The organism is Streptomyces sp. NPDC003027 (genome assembly GCF_053591435.1).
In genome coordinates this window covers 68,845-84,744 of the sequence record NZ_JBSFTU010000007.1, presented here as the reverse complement: position 1 = coordinate 84,744, position 15,900 = coordinate 68,845, and the positions used below count along the sequence as shown (strand labels likewise).

General features: G+C 74.0%; 16 protein-coding genes. 6 read left to right on the top strand and 10 right to left on the bottom strand.

The genetic code is table 11. The features are described 5' to 3' along the window. Positions 1 to 17: 17 nt before the first annotated feature. Positions 18 to 998 (bottom strand): LacI family DNA-binding transcriptional regulator, encoded by a 981-nt coding sequence (locus tag ACWDX6_RS08070; protein WP_451484165.1) that lies wholly within the window; start codon positions 996 to 998, stop codon positions 18 to 20. A gap of 199 nt (positions 999 to 1,197) precedes the next feature. On the opposite strand from ACWDX6_RS08070, the gene ACWDX6_RS08065 reads away from it, so the two are divergent. Continuing rightward, complete coding sequence (locus tag ACWDX6_RS08065; RefSeq protein WP_451484094.1) at positions 1,198 to 2,163, top strand: ROK family protein; 966 nt, start codon at positions 1,198 to 1,200, stop codon at positions 2,161 to 2,163. A gap of 79 nt (positions 2,164 to 2,242) precedes the next feature. On the opposite strand, the gene ACWDX6_RS08060 is transcribed toward ACWDX6_RS08065, so the two are convergent. Beyond that, positions 2,243 to 2,461, bottom strand: a complete 219-nt coding sequence (locus tag ACWDX6_RS08060; protein ID WP_451484093.1) for a hypothetical protein — start codon at positions 2,459 to 2,461, stop codon at positions 2,243 to 2,245. Positions 2,462 to 2,676: 215 nt separating this feature from the next. On the opposite strand from ACWDX6_RS08060, the gene ACWDX6_RS08055 reads away from it, so the two are divergent. Next, complete coding sequence (locus tag ACWDX6_RS08055; protein ID WP_451484164.1) at positions 2,677 to 3,720, top strand: NUDIX domain-containing protein; 1,044 nt, start codon at positions 2,677 to 2,679, stop codon at positions 3,718 to 3,720. Between the two features lie 15 nt (positions 3,721 to 3,735). Here the strand turns inward: ACWDX6_RS08055 and ACWDX6_RS08050 are convergent, their stop codons facing one another. After that, a complete protein-coding gene (locus ACWDX6_RS08050; RefSeq protein WP_451484092.1) occupies positions 3,736 to 4,416 on the bottom strand; it encodes an MBL fold metallo-hydrolase in 681 nt (226 codons plus the stop codon). 99 nt (positions 4,417 to 4,515) lie between these two features. Further along, positions 4,516 to 5,880, bottom strand: coding sequence for a dipeptidase (locus ACWDX6_RS08045; protein WP_403292153.1), 1,365 nt, complete (start codon positions 5,878 to 5,880; stop codon positions 4,516 to 4,518). 124 nt (positions 5,881 to 6,004) lie between these two features. On the opposite strand from ACWDX6_RS08045, the gene ACWDX6_RS08040 reads away from it, so the two are divergent. Then, positions 6,005 to 7,561, top strand: coding sequence for a geranylgeranyl reductase family protein (locus tag ACWDX6_RS08040; RefSeq protein ID WP_451484091.1), 1,557 nt, complete (start codon positions 6,005 to 6,007; stop codon positions 7,559 to 7,561). Positions 7,562 to 7,634: 73 nt separating this feature from the next. Here the strand turns inward: ACWDX6_RS08040 and ACWDX6_RS08035 are convergent, their stop codons facing one another. From ACWDX6_RS08035 to ACWDX6_RS08025, 3 genes are all read right to left on the bottom strand, one after another. Continuing rightward, positions 7,635 to 8,381: a maleylpyruvate isomerase family mycothiol-dependent enzyme gene (locus ACWDX6_RS08035; protein ID WP_451484163.1), complete on the bottom strand. Its 747-nt coding sequence runs from the start codon at positions 8,379 to 8,381 to the stop codon at positions 7,635 to 7,637. Positions 8,382 to 8,509: 128 nt separating this feature from the next. Continuing rightward, a complete protein-coding gene (locus ACWDX6_RS08030) occupies positions 8,510 to 9,730 on the bottom strand; it encodes an MFS transporter (protein ID WP_451484090.1) in 1,221 nt (406 codons plus the stop codon). A 102-nt stretch (positions 9,731 to 9,832) separates the two neighbouring features. Next, entirely contained in the window at positions 9,833 to 10,486 is a 654-nt protein-coding gene (locus ACWDX6_RS08025) for an endonuclease (RefSeq protein WP_451484089.1), read from the bottom strand. A gap of 104 nt (positions 10,487 to 10,590) precedes the next feature. Here ACWDX6_RS08025 and ACWDX6_RS08020 point away from each other — a divergent pair, with 104 nt between their 5' ends. Beyond that, positions 10,591 to 11,817, top strand: coding sequence for an ROK family protein (locus ACWDX6_RS08020; protein WP_451484088.1), 1,227 nt, complete (start codon positions 10,591 to 10,593; stop codon positions 11,815 to 11,817). A 70-nt stretch (positions 11,818 to 11,887) separates the two neighbouring features. After that, a complete protein-coding gene (locus ACWDX6_RS08015; protein ID WP_451484087.1) occupies positions 11,888 to 12,652 on the top strand; it encodes an SAM-dependent methyltransferase in 765 nt (254 codons plus the stop codon). Between the two features lie 176 nt (positions 12,653 to 12,828). On the opposite strand, the gene ACWDX6_RS08010 is transcribed toward ACWDX6_RS08015, so the two are convergent. Beyond that, on the bottom strand, positions 12,829 to 13,431 hold the full coding sequence (locus tag ACWDX6_RS08010; RefSeq protein ID WP_451484086.1) for an ATP-binding protein: 603 nt from the start codon (positions 13,429 to 13,431) through the stop codon (positions 12,829 to 12,831). 240 nt (positions 13,432 to 13,671) lie between these two features. Beyond that, the gene (locus ACWDX6_RS08005) at positions 13,672 to 13,977 is read right to left on the bottom strand and encodes a hypothetical protein (RefSeq protein WP_451484085.1); all 306 of its coding nucleotides are present in this window, start codon (positions 13,975 to 13,977) and stop codon (positions 13,672 to 13,674) included. Between the two features lie 179 nt (positions 13,978 to 14,156). Between ACWDX6_RS08005 and ACWDX6_RS08000 the strand changes: the two genes are divergently transcribed. Then, complete coding sequence (locus tag ACWDX6_RS08000; RefSeq protein ID WP_451484084.1) at positions 14,157 to 15,299, top strand: PLP-dependent cysteine synthase family protein; 1,143 nt, start codon at positions 14,157 to 14,159, stop codon at positions 15,297 to 15,299. Positions 15,300 to 15,427: 128 nt separating this feature from the next. Here the strand turns inward: ACWDX6_RS08000 and ACWDX6_RS07995 are convergent, their stop codons facing one another. Then, entirely contained in the window at positions 15,428 to 15,892 is a 465-nt protein-coding gene (locus ACWDX6_RS07995) for an SRPBCC family protein (RefSeq protein WP_451484083.1), read from the bottom strand. Positions 15,893 to 15,900: the final 8 nt, after the last annotated feature.

Sequence of the window (15,900 nt, the reverse complement as noted above, 5' to 3'; positions counted from 1 at the left end):
TGATCCCGGGAGGAGTCCTACGCCGGAGGTGCGATCTCGCCCGACCCCCGGGGTATCAGCGTCGTCTCCAGGACCACCCGGGCCGGAGCCTCGTCGGCGCCGTCCAGGCGGCGGAAGAGGCGTTCCGCCGCCGTACGGCCCAGCGCCGCCGCGTCCTGGGCGATGACGGTGATGCCGAGCAGGTCGGCCAGCTCGATGTCGTCGAACCCCACCAGGGCCACCGGGTGCCGGCGGCCCGCCAGCGCGCGCACCGCCGTGACCGTGACCCGGTTGTTCCCCGCGAAGACCGCGGTGACCGGCTCCGGGCCCGACACCATCCCCGCCACCGCGTCCCGTACCCGCTCCGGGTCCGTCGGCCCCAGCGAGACCCACGAAGGGTCGACCGCCAGACCCGCGTCCTCCATCGCCGCGCGGTAACCGCGCAGCCGCTCGGTCGCGGTGTGGATGCGGGGCTGGTCGCCGACGAAGCCGATCCGGCGGTGGCCGTGGGCGATCAGATGGGCCACACCGGCCCGCGCGCCGCCGAAGCTGTCCGAGAGGACCGCGTCGGCGTCGATCCGGCCCGCCGGCCGGTCGACGAAGACGGTGGCGACCCCCGCCTTCATCTCCGGCTCCAGATAACGGTGGTCGGAGCCGGCCGGGATGACGATGAGCCCGTCGACCCGGCGGGCGCAGAGCGCCAGCGCCAACTCCCGCTCCCGGTCCGGGTCCTCCGCGCTGGAACCGTTGATGAGCAGCGCCCCGTGGGCGCGGGCGACCTCCTCCACGGCACGGCTGAGCGGGCCGTAGAAGGGATCGGCCAGGTCCTCCAGGACCAGGCCGACCGAGGCGGTGCGGCCCTTGCGCAGGACGCGCGCGCTGTCGTTGCGGCGGAAGCCGAGCGACTCGATCGCCTCCTGGACCCGCCGCTCGGTGTCGGGAGTGACCCCGGGCTCGCCGTTGACCACCCGCGAGACCGTCTTGAGTCCGACCCCGGCCCGGGACGCGACATCCTTCATCGTGGGCCGATTGCCGTAACGGGTTTCGGGGCGGCGGGCGTTGTCGGCCACGGTGCGCAGATCCTCTGTCTCGTCGGACGGCTCGGCGGATGCCGTCGTGATGTTGTCGAGCATAGGCCCTGGACAACGTTGTCAGAGGAGAGGAGACTGTACGTCACACCCATCACCCCCTCGCCTGCCCTCCGGGAGACCTCGCACCATGCACACCGACCTCGCCGCCGGCCTCGTCGTCGCCCTGGACATCGGCGGCACCAAGATCGCTGGCGCGCTGGTGGACGGCGGCGGCCGGATTCTCGTACGGGCGCAGCGGCCCACGCCCGCGCGGGAGGACGGCGAGACGGTGATGCGCGCGGTCGAGGAGGTGCTCGCCGAGCTGGCCGTCTCGCCCCTGTGGGAGGCGGCGCGCGCGGTGGGCATCGGCAGCGCGGGCCCGGTGGACGCCTGCGCCGGCACCGTCAGCCCCGTCAACATCCCCGGCTGGCGCGGGTTTCCACTGGTGGAGCGGGTGGGCCGGGTGGTCGGCGGTCGGCCCGTGGCCCTCGTCGGCGACGGAGTCGCCATGACGGCGGCCGAGCACTGGCAGGGCGCGGCCCGCGGTCATGACAACGCGCTGTGCCTGGTCGTCTCCACGGGCGTCGGTGGGGGACTGGTGCTCGGCGGGCGGGTGCACCCGGGCCCCACCGGAAACGCCGGCCATATCGGCCACGTCAGCGTGGATCTGGACGGCGAGCTGTGCGCCTGCGGCGGACGAGGCTGCGTCGAGCGGATCGCCAGCGGGCCCCATATCGCGCGCCGCGCCCTGGAGAGCGGCTGGCGTCCCGGCCCCGACGGTGACACCTCGGCCGCCGCGGTGGCCGCCGCGGCGCACGCCGGGGACCCGGTCGCCGTGGCCTCCTTCGAACGCGCCGCGCAGGCGCTCGCGGCCGGAATCGCCGCCACCGCCACGCTGGTCGAGATCGACATCGCCGTCATCGGCGGGGGAGTGGCGGGTGCGGGAGAGGTCCTCTTCGCCCCGCTGCGGCGCAGTCTGCGCTCCTACGCGACGCTGTCCTTCGTCCGCGACCTCACGGTCGCCCCCGCCCTCACGGGCACGGACGCCGGGCTCCTCGGCGCGGCCGCGGCGGCGGTCCCCACCCCCCGCGACGGAGCACCGGTCGCGGGCTGATCGGGCCGGCGTGACGTCCACCGTACGGGGCACGCTCGCACGCGTGTCCGTGGCCGCTGACGGGCGGTCAGCGGCAGCTCTACGCCGATGCCGATGCCCGTGCCGACGCCGTCGCTCCGGCCCGCTTCGCCGTCCGTGCCGTCCGCTGTTCCACGATCACCAGGAACGCGTCGGCCTCCAGGTCCATCACCACCTTCGCCGGGAGCCCCTCGCCCCGGCGCGCGCTGGCGAACTCCTCGGCCGGCCAGCTGCCCCGCGGCCCACCGGCGGGAAACCTCTCCAATACCGTTCGCTTCATCTCGCCACCCCTTGTCTTGCTCATCCAACGACAGTTCGCCCCGAAGTGTCACGCGTCATCCCGTGCACGCGTTCGCTCCGTGAGGCGCCCTGTACTGCGCGTACCCCCACCCGGCCGACTCAGGCCCCCGCGACGACCGGATCACCCGGTTCCCCACAGGGGTTTCCGTGGCAGGGTGTTGCGGGCAAGCCACTGAGGGCTACCGAAGAGGGGGAATCGTGATCGTCTGGATCAACGGTGCGTTCGGCGCGGGGAAGTCGAGCACCGCGCGCGAGCTGGTCGATCTGATCCCGAACAGCACCCTGTACGACCCCGGACTCATCGGCGGCGCGATGAACTGGCTGCTGCCGCAGAAACGACTCGCCGAGGTCAACGACTTCCAGGACCTGCGGATCTGGCGCCGCCTGGTCGTCGACGCCGCCGCCGCCCTGCTCGCCGAGGTCGGCGGAGTGCTCGTCGTCCCCATGACCCTGTTGCGCCAGGAGTACCGCGACGAGATATTCGGCGGTCTCGCCGCCCGCCGCATCGAGGTGCTGCACGTGCTGCTCGCCCCCGACGAAACGATCCTGCGTGAGCGGATCACCACCCGCGCACCCGACGACCGCGACCCCGAGACCCTCGAACGCGTCCGCCGCTGGTCCCTCGACCACATCGAGCCCTACCGGGCGGCCCGCGCCGACTGGCTCGCCGCCGACGCCCACACCGTCGACACCTCGGACCTCACCCCCGCCGAGGCGGCCGCCGCCGTCGCCGAAGCACTCCACACCGGTGCCGCCGGTTCCTGCGGCATCGTGCAGACGCCCGAGCCGACCGGAGAGACGCTGGCCGCCGGCGTCCTGCTCTTCGACGAACGGGACCGCGTCCTGCTCGTCGACCCCACGTACAAACCCGGCTGGGAGTTCCCCGGCGGCGTCGTCGAACCCGGCGAGCCGCCCGCCCGCGCCGGGATGCGCGAGGTGGCCGAGGAGATCGGGCTCGAACTCGACGCCGTACCCCGTCTGCTGCTGGTCGACTGGGAACGGCCCCAGCCTCCCGGCTACGGCGGCCTGCGTCTCCTCTTCGACGGGGGCCGGCTGCCCGCCGCCCGGGCCGACCATCTGCTGCTGCCCGGCGCCGAGCTGCGCGGCTGGCGCTTCGTCACCGAGGAGGAGGCCGCCGGCCTTCTCCCGCCCGTCCGCTACCGGCGCCTGCGGTGGGCCCTGCGCGCCCGCGAACGCGGCACCGTACTCAACCTCGAGGCGGGCGTGCCCGTCGGCTGACAGCGAACCGCCGGCCTATCCGAGCGCCGCCGACAGCTGCCGCGCCGCGTCCGCCGTCACCGGTTCCCCGTGGCCGCAGCAGATCACCGAGGGCTTCAGCTCCGCCAGCCGCCGCATCGAGGCCATGGCGCCCTCGCGGTCCACATGGAAGACGCCGAACGACACCCCCCGCACCGATGCCACGGTGTCCCCGGTGAACAGCACGCCGTGGCGCGGCAGATGGACCGCGAGCGAACCGTCCGTGTGCCCCGGGGTGTGCACCACCACGGCCCCGTCGCCGAAGCCCAGCACGTCTCCGTCCGCGAGCTCCCGGTCGACCCGGGTGGGCGGCGCCTCGGGCACGGTCAGGCCGTGCTCGTACAGCGGTACCTCCCAGTCGAGCAGCGCCGGCTCGGGGACCGGGATCTCGCCCCGGATCACCGGGGCGTCCAGGCGGTGCGCCAGGATCTCCGCCCCGTACCGCTCCGCGAGCTCCCCCGCCGACCCGACATGGTCCCGATGGCAGTGCGTGAGCACGATCCGGCGCAGCCGGGCCGGGTCCAGGCCCGTCTTCCGGAGCGCCGCCTCGATCGCGTCGGCCGAGCCCACCCACCCGGCGTCTATCAGCGTCGAATCCTCCCCGTCCCGCCACAGATACGCCTGGCCGATGGAGAAGCGGAGCATGTGGAGCCGCGGGGTGATCTCGATGAGGTCCATACGGCGAACGTACGCGGCCGCGCACGCCCGCCGTATGCCCTTACGCTCTGGGCGAGTTCGCCGAACGCTGAACCTGAAAGGGCGTCAGCACCACGTCACTCAGACCTGCTTGGAGCGCGCGTAGTTCAGCAGGAAGTGCGCCTCGGCCACCGAGAGCCGCTCCAGCTCCTCCGGCGACACCGACTCGTTCACCGCGTGGATCTGAGCCTCCGGCTCGCTCAGACCGATCAGCAGGATCTCCGCCTTCGGGTAGAGCGCGGCGAGGGTGTTGCACAGCGGGATCGAGCCGCCCATGCCGGACGCCTGCATCTCCTCACCCGGGTAGGCGATCCGCATCGCCTCGGCCATCGACGTGTACGCCGGGCTGGTCACGTCCGCGCTGAACGCCTGGCCCTGGCCGACCTGCTCGAAGCTCACCCGGGCGTTCCACGGCACCCGCTTCTTGATGTGGGCGTAGAGCAGCTGGGTCGCCTCGGCGGCGTCCTGGCCCGGCGGCACCCGCAGGCTGATCTGCGCGCGGGCGGTCGACGGGATCGACGGGGTCGCGCCGGCGACCGGGTGGCAGTCGATACCGATGACGGTCACGGCCGGACGGGCCCAGATGCGGTCCGCGACCGTGCCGTGGCCCGGCAGGCCGACACCGTCCAGGACCCTGGCGTCCTTGCGGAACTCCTCCTCCGGGTACTGCAGACCCTCCCACACCGCGTCGGCCGGCAGCCCGTCGATGACCGTGGAGCCGTCCTCGGCCCGCAGCGTGTCCAGTACGCGGATCAGCGCGGCCAGCGCGTCGGGCGCCGCTCCGCCGAACTGGCCGGAGTGCAGGTTGCCTTCGAGGGTGTCGATCCGGACCCGGATCATCGTCATACCGCGCAGGGTCGCGGTCACCGTCGGCAGGCCGACGCGGAAGTTGCCGGTGTCACCGATCACGATCGCGTCGGCGGACAGCAGATCGGGGTGCGCCTCGGCGTACCGCTCCAGGCCGCCCGTGCCCTGCTCCTCGGAGCCCTCCACGATCACCTTGACCGTGACGGGCACGCCGCCGTTCGCCTTGAGCGCGCGCAGCGCGAGAAGGTGCATGATGAAGCCGCCCTTGCAGTCGGCCGCGCCACGCCCGTACCAGCGTCCGTTCCGCTCCGTCAGCTGGAACGGCGGGCTCAGCCACGCCGACTCGTCCAGCTTGGGCTGCACGTCGTAGTGCGCGTAGAGCAGGACGGTCGGGGCCCCGAGCGGGCCGGGCAGCACGCCGTACACCGACTGGGAACCGTCGGGGGTGTCGAGCAGCGCCACCTCCTGGAAGCCCTCGGCGCGCAGCGCGTCGGCCACCCAGTTCGCGGCGCCCTCGCATTCGCTCCGCGGCGCCACGGCCTCGTCCGCCACCGACTCGAAGGCCACCAGCTCCGTCAGCTCCGCCTTGGCACGGGGCATCAGGCCGGCGACGGTCTCGGCGATCGGATTCGTGGTCATGGGCACGCTCCTCGTGGGTGCGACGTTGTGAACGACGGCGCCGTCAGTCGGTTGTACGGCGCACGTACGGCCGATCCTACGGCGCGGGCTGCCGCAGGCCGCGCCGTAGGATGCCGTACAGAGCATGGACCACCGGTCGGATCAGGAGCAGAAGCACATCGTGAGCAGCGAGAACGCAGACGCCGGAGCGGCAGAGTCTGAAGCGGCCGAGGCCGCCCGCAAGACGCGCACCGGGGCCGGGGCCCCGGAGGCGTCGGCCGATGCCGAGACCGGGGAGACGTCGGCCGTGACCGGTACGGAGGCCGGGGCGGAGGCGCTGTTCCCGGAGGGCGCCGCGACCGTGTGGGACGTGGTCGTCGTCGGAGCGGGCCCCGCCGGAGCGTCCGCGGCCTACGCGGCGGCCGTCGCCGGCCGCCGCGTACTGCTTCTGGAGAAGGCGGAACTGCCCCGCTACAAGACCTGTGGCGGCGGCATCATCGGGCCCTCCCGGGACGCCCTGCCGCCCGGTTTCGAACTGCCCCTCCAGGACCGGGTGCACGCCGTCACCTTCTCCCACAACGGACGCTTCGCCCGCACCCGCCGCTCGCGCCGGATGCTCTTCGGGCTCGTCAACCGGCCGGAGTTCGACGCCGGACTGGTCGAGCAGGCGCAGAAGGCGGGTGCCGAGCTGCGCACCGGGGCCACCGTCTCGCGCGTCGAGCAGCACGGCCCCGCGGTCCCGGACCGGCGGACGGTCGCCGTGGTCCTCGCCGACGGTGAGACGCTCCTCGCCCGGGCGGTCGTCGGCGCGGACGGCAGCGCCGGCCGGATAGGAGCGCACGTCGGGGTCAAGCTGGACCAGGTGGACCTCGGCCTGGAGGCGGAGATCCCGGTTCCGGCGTCGGTGGCCGAGGACTGGAAGGGGCGGATCCTCATCGACTGGGGGCCGATGCCCGGCAGTTACGGCTGGGTGTTCCCCAAGGGCGACACGCTCACCGTCGGCGTCATCTCGGCGCGCGGTGAGGGCGCGGCGACCAAGCGCTATCTGGAGGACTTCGTCGCCCGGCTCGGTCTCGCGGGCTTCGAGCCGGCGATCTCGTCCGGTCATCTCACGCGCTGCCGCAGCGACGACTCGCCGCTGTCGCGCGGTCGCGTCCTGGTGTGCGGCGACGCGGCGGGCCTGCTGGAGCCGTGGACCCGCGAGGGCATCTCGTTCGCGCTGCGCTCGGGGCGGCTCGCGGGGGAGTGGGCGGTACGCATCGCCGAGGCCAACGACGCCGTCGACGCCCGCCGTCAGGCGCTGAACTACGCCTTCGCCATCAAGGCGGGCCTCGGCGTGGAGATGGCGGTCGGCCGGCGAATGCTGGCCCTGTTCGAGCGCCGGCCGGGGCTGCTGCACGCGGCCGTCACCGGCCTTCGGCCTGCCTGGAACGCCTTCACGGACATCACCCGGGGCTCCACCACGCTCGCCGGGTACGTCCGTTCGAACGGGCTGGCGCGCCGGGCGCTCGACCTCCTCGACCGCCGGTTGGCGGCGACGGCCGGTGCGGCCGGCAGGGGCGCGACGCCCAAGGCCGAGGACGGCGCCCGGAACGGCGTACGCCAGGACGGGGCGGGGGACGCGAGCGCGGCGGGGTCGCCGGAGCCCACCGCCGCCGAGGGCCCGGGCGGCGCGGACCCGACGGCACCCGAAACACCCTGAGCGATGGCGGGCGGCGGCGGTCCTGAGGTCCGGCCTCCGTGCGCCTCCCCCGTGCCCGGGGCGCCGGGTGGGCCTATGACCAGGTGATGCCGGAGTTCTCCCGCCACAGCCGGGCGAGCGAGGCGTCGCCGGTCACGGACACGGCCGAGTCGGGGAGCCGGTTCCAGAGCGTCAGATAGAGACGGCCGGCGGGCCCGCTCAGCTCGCAGTCCGCCGGGCCGTCGGCGGTCCGTTCGGTGTGCGGTGCCCCCTGCGACAGGCGCGTCGTCCACACGTCACCGGTGTCCGTCGCCCGGACGCGCAGGGTGCGGGGCTCAGGCGTGCGCACCCGGCTCCGGTCGCGGGCGTGGAAGGCCCGCAGCAGCTCGTCGATCCCGTCCGCGGCGATGATCGGGTCCACCGGTCCCGGCCGCCCTTCGAGCGAGGCCGATTCGGCGTCCGCGCGGTGGACCGTCGTCTCGTGGGCCTGTCGTCGCGCCCAGAAGGCGAGCGGGGAGGGGGCGGGCAGGAACGTCCAGCACTCCAGGTCCGCGGGCGCCGCCCGCAGAGCGGCGACGAGGGCCGCGTGCCCCGCGCGGTAGTGGGCGAGCAGTGCCTCTCCGTCGAGATCAGGCTCGCCGCCGTCGGGGTGGTACGAGGTGTGCCCCTCGGCGACGAAGGCGGTCGCCCAGCGGTGCACCATCGTCGTGTGCCGCAGCAGATCGCGCACCCGCCATCCCGGGCAGGTCACGACCTCGGCGTCCGTACCCGCTTCGGCGGCGGCGTCGGCCAGGGAGCGGCCCGCCGCGTCCAGGGCCTCGATGTGCGCGTCGACCTTCATGACCTTCATACGTCGGAATTCTGCCAGTCGCCGAGACCCGTCGGCGACTGTTCACGCCTTGTCGCCGACCGGGCGGACCGTGATCGGCGCGGCACCCCTACGGCCGCTCGACGCGGCCGCCCGAGCGCTCAACCCGCCTCGGGCGCCCGCGCGTTGCGGGCCGCGTAACCGATCACCGCGGCGCCCGCCGCGAGGGCGGCGACGGTGGTGAGGGCGATCGGGAGCGAGAACCAGTCGGCGAGGAACCCGATGGACGGCGGGCCCAGGAGCATGCCGCCGTAGCCCAGCGTGGAGGCGGTGGCGACCCCGCTCGGACCGGCCAGCGCGCCCGCGCGGGCCACGGCGACCGGGAAGATGTTGGCCAGGCCGAGTCCGGTCACGGCGAAGCCCAGCAGGGCGGCCCAGACGCTCGGGGCGAGCGCGCCGAGCAGCATGCCGGCGGCGGCCGTGGCACCGCCCGCGACCAGGGTGCGGGTCTGGCCGAGGCGTTCGAGGAGGGCGGTGCCCGAGAGCCGGCCGGCCGTCATCGTCAGCGCGAAGACGGAGTAGCCCGCGGCCGCCACCCCCGGGTGCGCGTGAAGGTCCTGCTCCAGGTGCAGGGCGCCCCAGTCGGCCAGCGCGCCCTCGCCGTACGCGGTGCACAGCGCGATGACACCGAACACGATGACCAGCCCGCGCGAACCGGCCTTGGCCCGGGGCCGGTCGGTGGCGCGCTCCTCCTGCGGCGGGGCGGGGGAGGGGGTACGGAGCAGGACGGGGCCGGCGAGGGCCGTCAGGAGCAGACCGACGACCGTGAGGCCGAACAGATGTGTCGCGGGGGAGAGACTTCCGGCGACCAGCCCGCCCAGTCCCGCGCCGAGCATGCCGCCGAGGCTGAAGGCCGCGTGGAAGCTGGGCATCACGGGGCGGCGCAGCGCGGCGACGAGATCGACGGCCGCGCTGTTCATCGCGACGTTGATTCCGCCGTACGCCGCACCGAAGAGGAGCAGTACGAGGCCGAGGGAGAGCGGGGATCCGGTCAGGGCGGGCAGGGCGATCGAGAGGGAGAGCAGGACGGCCGTGACGACGGTGACGGCATGGCTGCCGTAGCGCCGGCACAGCCGTCCGGTCAAGGCCATCGTCACCACGGCACCGGCGGAGACGCCGAGCAGGGCGAGCCCGAGGTCGCTGGCGGTGGCGCCCGTCTGCTGCTTGATGGCGGGGATCCGGACCACCCAGCCGGCGAAGAGGAAGCCGTCGAGGGCGAAGAAGAGGGTCAGGGCGGAGCGGAGGCGGAACAGGGAGCGATCGGCGGTGTTTCCGCCGGGACCCCCCGGAACGGCCGTCCTTACTTTGTTTAGTAGCGGCACAAACTCAGGATAGGGGTCGGGCCGCCGTCTTTTCAACCGGGGCGACCGGGCGGGCGCAGGCGGTCGGCAGCGAAACGAGGGCCCCGGCCGGACGGACCGTCGTCAGCCCGCCGCCCGGTGGCTGTCCCCGGTGTCCCGCTCCAGGGAGACCCGCACCAGGGCCGCCGCCAGCCCCGGGAGTTCCTCGCGCCGCACCAGCCGCGCCAGCGCCTCGCGGTCCGTGGGGAGGCGGGCGCGGCGGGCGCCCTCCAAAGCGCGCTCGTCCAGGAAGGGGCCCACTTCCGGCCAGATGCCCTGCACCTCGCGCAGGAAGATGTCCGCACCGGCCGGGCCGATCCCCGGCATCTCGCGCAGAGCGGCCCGCAGCGCGTCCACGTCACCGTCCGCCGCGGCCCGCATCCGGCGCAGATCGCCGCCGTACTTCTCCAGGACCAGCTCGGCCTCCTCGCCCAGCTGCGTGGCCGTCCGCTCGTCGTAGCGCCGGTATCCGCCCTCGCCGAGCGCGTCCACCCGTTCCCGCCAGGTCGCCTCCCGCATCCGCCGCGGACTGCGCATCCCCGCCTCGAACAGCGCCCTCGCCGCCGCCACCGCCGTCTCTGCCCGGATGCGGGCGCTCAGCAGATGGGCCAGGACGAGGAGCTGGTACAGCGGCTGCGGGGTGTCCTTCAGACGGACGCCCGCCTCGTCGGCGTACGTCCGGCCGGTGTCGCCCCCCAGCAGCTCCCGCACACGTGCCACCGCCTCGGAGCGGGCCATGACGCCTCCCGATACACCGCTCGCACCGCTCGATGTGCCGCGCCGCTACCCGCTCGGCCACCGCCGAAACCGGGCGGCTGCCCGATCATGGGAGACTCGCCACCATGAACGGCAAGGCGACGACGGCCAGGACACGGCTGGACAGGGGGCGCGGCGCGCTCGGGCCCGCACTCGAACTGGTGCACACGGGCCGCGCGCCCACCCGCGCCGTCCTGACCGCCGAGCTCGGGGTCACCCGGGCCACCGCCGGAGCCGTCGCAGCCGAGCTGGAGGCGCTCGGTCTCATCCGGGTCGACTCCAACCCCGGCGCCGCCGCCGGCTCCCAGGGGCGCCCCTCGCACCGCCTCGCCGTCGCCGACAAGGGCCCCGTCGCCCTCGCCGCCCAGGTCCACTCCGACGGCTTCCGGGCCGCGCTCGTCGCGCTCGGCGGCACCATCGTCGCCACCGCCCCCGGCTGTGTCACGGTCTCCGCCGATCCCGCCCAGGTGCTCGGCGCCGTCGTCGAGGCGGGCGCCGCCCTCCTCCGCGAGAGCGGGCGCCGCTGCGTGGGGGCCGGGCTCGCCGCCCCCTCCGCCGTCGCCGAGCCCGAGGGCACCGCCCTCAACCCGCTCCACCTCGCCTGGCCGGCCGGCGCGCCGGTCCGGGAGATCTTCGCCGAACGCGTCCGCGCCGCCGGGATCGAGGGCCCCGCCTTCACCGGCAACGACGTCAACCTCGCCGCCCTCGCCGAGCACCGCCACGGCGCCGGCCGCGGCGCCAAGGACCTGCTCTGCGTGGCCACCGGCCACCGCGGCGTGGGCGGCGCGCTCGTCCTCGACGGCCGCCTGCACACCGGCAGTTCCGGCCTCGCCCTCGAAGTGGGGCACCTCACGGTCAACCCCGAGGGCCGCCCCTGCCACTGCGGCAGCCGGGGCTGTCTGGACGTCGAGACCGACCCGCTCGCCTTCCTCACGGTCGCGGGGCGCGCGCCGGGGCCGGAGGTGTCCCTGCTCCAGCAGGCGCGCGATCTGCTCCGTACGATGCCCGACGACCCGGGCGTGCGGGCCGCGACCGAGGAGCTGATCGACCGTCTGGGCCTGGGCCTCGCCGGTCTGGTGAACATCCTCAACCCGGACCGGATCATCCTCGGCGGTCTGCACCGCGAGCTGCTCGGCGCCGACCCCGAGCGGCTGCGCGCGGTCGTCGCCGACCGCAGTCTGTGGGGCCGCAGCGGCGGCGTACCGATCCTGCCCTGCACCCTCGACCACAACAGCCTGGTCGGGGCGGCGGAGCTGGCCTGGCAGCCGGTCCTCGACGACCCGCTGGCCGCTCTCGGCAGAGCGGACGTGTAGGGCCGCCCCCCCGGCGGGGACCGTTGAAAAACCAAGGGCGGAGAGGCGAGAGGGGAGCTAGCGTCCGCTCATGACGGAAACCGGTCTCCCTCCGCTCCTCGGCAGCCTCACCTTCCACGGTCCGCTCTCCGAAACCAGAGCGACCCGCATGATCGAGCGGCTCGCCGCCTCCGCGCCCGCCACCGTGCTCGACATCGGCTGCGGCTGGGGCGAACTCCTGATGCGTGTCCTGGAGGCCGCGCCCGGCGCGACCGGCGCCGGCCTCGACATCAACGCCGAGGACCTGGCCCGGGGCCGCGTCCTCGCCGAGGAGCGCGGGCTGGCCGACCGCGTGGAGTTCGTCGAGGAGTCGGCGCGCGACACCACCCGGGGCCCCGTCGACGCGATCCTCTGCCTCGGTTCGAGTCAGGCGCTCTGCGACCCCGAGCTGCCCCACGATCCCGCCGCCGCGCTGCGCGAGCTGCGCCGCCTGGTCAGGCCCGGCGGGCGGGCGGTGCTGGGCGAGGGGTTCTGGGAGCGTACGCCGACGGACGAGGAGCTCGCCGGGATGTGGCCGGGCGCCCGGGCCGACGACCACCTCCCGCTCGCCGGGCTGGTGGACCTGGCGATCCAGGCGGGCTTCCGGCCCGCCCGGATCGAGACGGCGAGCCGCGAGGAATGGGAGGAGTTCGAGTCGGGCTACCGCCACGACACCGAACTGTGGCTCGCCGCGCACCCGGAGCATCCCCTCGCCGCCGAGACCCGCGACCGCGTCGACCGCCAGCGCTCCGCCTGGCTGGCCGGCTACCGCACCGTACTCGGCATCGCGTACCTGACCCTGGTCCCGGTCGGCTGACGGCGGGTGGCGGGTGGCGGACGGGCCAGGGGCTCACCGCCGGTGGGTGGCCGCCGATGCCCGCTCCGTACGTCGTACGGGGGGCCGGTCCCGGCGCCCGTCCGGCCCGCACCCCGGGGGTCGCCGATCCGGCCCGGAGCGCCGCGGGGGCGCCGAGCCGGATCGTGAGGGCCCGGTCAGCCCGCCAGGGCCGACCGGGCGACGGCCGGCGCGCGGACCGGCTCGGCCGGGGTGCCGAACGGGACGCCCTCCAGTGTCGTGCCATGGGCACCGTGGAAGCGGCTCTGACCGGCGAAGGGGCCGTCGGTGGTCGCGCCGTAGACGGCGTGGGAACGGGACGGGATCGCCACGGCCGGCGTCGGCGCCGGAAGCGTGAACCACACGACCTTCCCGGTCTCGCCGTGCGGGCGGATGCCCCAGCTCTCGCTGACCGCCTCGATGATGGCCAGACCGCGGCCCGAAGTGGCGAACTGGTCGACGTCGTCGGGGTTCCTGAGCCCCGACGCCGGGTGGACGCACGGTATCCGCGGATCGTTGTCGCGGACCGAGACCGTGAGACGGTCGAGCAGCAGCTCGATCTCGACGGTGCACATCTTGTCCGGCTGTGCGTGCCGGTGAACATTGGTCAGCAGCTCGGTGACTCCGAGCGCCGCATGGTCGATCAAGGCATCGAGATGCCAGTAGCGCAGGTGCGCCGATACGATTCTGCGGACCTGACCGATCCGCGACGGCAGGGCCTGGAGCTCCACCGTGCAGTGCCTGCTTGGCTCGCTGATCACGGCTGCGACTCCCCGAAGTAGTCCGGAAGAAGACGAAGGATCGGATCTTTCATGCGCTGTGCACGGCGGCGGCGGGCTGGATCACAGCCATCGCTGCGATCACAGCGTCACCACCGGTAAACCCTCGGTGAGGTGGTTACAGCGTGAACCAGCGGTGACCGCCCCGCAACTCGCGGCGAGCCCCGCAGGTCAGGGGCTGCCTCACCGGCAGGCCACCCGACCGGCCCGGCGGGCGCCTCGTCACCGGCGCCTGGAAGCCCTCTTCAGCGCCTCCAGGAAACGGCCCGGCCCGGACGAGCGGTCCTGCGGGCCGTCCATCGTCAGGCGGTAGCGGGTCCCGTTCACCTTCGCCACCGTCTCGTCCGGCTTGGCGAACCACGGCCTGCCCGCCCGCACCGCGTTCACCGGAGCGCTGTCGATCTCGCTGCCGTAACTGGTCAGCAGCGACAGCCGACCGTCCTCGATCCGGACCTCGCCCGCCCTGGTCAACGACCGGGGCCAGCGCTCGATCCGTACGCCCGTGGCCGTGAACTCCGGCTCCGCCATCTCACTCCGCCCCCTTCGCACCGGTTGTCCCCACCAGTGTGCCGGGCGGGCGGCGGGCGCACCAGAGGCCCTCCTGCAAGCGACGCCTATGGACCCCCAAAGCGAACGTTTGCGCAGGTGAGCGGGTTATCGTCGGCAGTGGGAACCGTACGGGGACCGAGGACAGGGACGAGGGACGCATGAGCACCACGGAGAACACCGTGCCGGACGCCGCACCGGGCGCCGCCGCCACCATCGACGTCGACCGGAGCGACCCGGCGTACCGCGCCTGGCTCAAGGAGGCCGTCCGCAAGGTGCAGGCCGACGCCAACCGCTCCGCCGACACCCACCTGCTGCGCTTCCCGCTCCCGGAGAAGTGGGGCATCGACCTCTACCTCAAGGACGAGTCGACCCACCCCACCGGCAGCCTCAAACACCGCCTCGCCCGTTCGCTCTTCCTCTACGGCCTGTGCAACGGATGGATCCGGCCGGACAAGCCCGTCATCGAGGCCTCCAGCGGCTCGACGGCCGTCTCCGAGGCGTACTTCGCCAAGCTGATCGGCGTGCCCTTCATCGCCGTGATGCCGCGCACGACCAGCCCGGAGAAGTGCCGGCTGATCGAATTCCACGGCGGCCGCTGCCACTTCGTCGACGACTCGCGCAAGATGTACGAGGAGTCCGCCGCCCTCGCGGAGCGGACCGGCGGCCACTACATGGACCAGTTCACCTACGCCGAGCGGGCCACCGACTGGCGCGGCAACAACAACATCGCCGAATCGATGTACCAGCAGCTCCGGTTGGAGCGCTACCCCGAGCCCGCCTGGATCGTCGCCACCGCCGGCACCGGCGGCACCTCCGCCACCATCGCCCGCTATGTGCACTACATGCAGCACGACACCCGTATCTGCGTCGCCGACCCGGAGAACTCCTGCTTCTTCGACGGCTGGATGCACAACGACGCGCTGGCGACGGCTGATTGCGGCTCCCGCATCGAGGGCATCGGCCGGCCGCGGATGGAGCCCAGCTTCGTGCCCGGCGCCATCGACCGGATGATGAAGGTCCCCGACGCCGCCAGCGTCGCCGCCGTCCGCGCCCTGGAGACCGCGATCGGCCGCAAGGCCGGCGGCTCCACCGGCACCGGACTCTGGAGCGCCCTGAAGATCGTCGCCGAAATGGTCGAACGCGGCTCCACCGGCAGCGTCGTGACCCTGATCTGCGACCCGGGCGACCGCTATCTCGACAAGTACTACTCCGACGCCTGGCTGGCCGGCCAGGGCCTGGACATCGCGCCCTACGCGGCCGCTGTCGACCGGTTCCTGGCGACGGGTGTCTGGCCGGAGTGAGCCGCCGGTCCAGACGGCGCATCGCGTCCCGGCGGCCATGACCGTCTCCTGGAGGCGGATTCCGCCGCGCGGCCGGACGGTACGGCAAAGGGCGGGGCCGAGGCCCGCACACCATAGCCGGCGGGCCGTCAGATGCCCAGGAGTCCGTCCATGGCGCGGCCGAACAACCGCCGCCCCGCGAGGGCCAGTACCGGATCGAGGACGCGGGGCACCCCCCGTACCCGCAGCTCCTCCGTCCACACCGCGCGCGAGCCGCCGGACGGCCCGGCGTACACCTCGATCCGCGCCCGGCCGAGCACCAGGCGGCCGCGCTTCTCCAGCAGGCACACCGCGGGCCGCTCCACCGCCCCGTCCTGCGGCGCTCCCCACCCCGGCGGCGGCTCCCAGCGCACGACCTCCATCGGGTCGTCGAAGGCCAGTCTCCCGAGCCCCGTACGCGCCACGAACCGGGTCCCCACACCCGGGGGCCCGGGGGTCAGCACCCGGATCCGGGTCAGCGGCACCCGGGCGCCGTGGGCCGCCCAGTCGGTGAGCCGCCGCCACGCCTCCGCAGCCGGCAGAGCCGTGGTGCGTTCGATCCGGAAGACGCTCACCCGCTCAC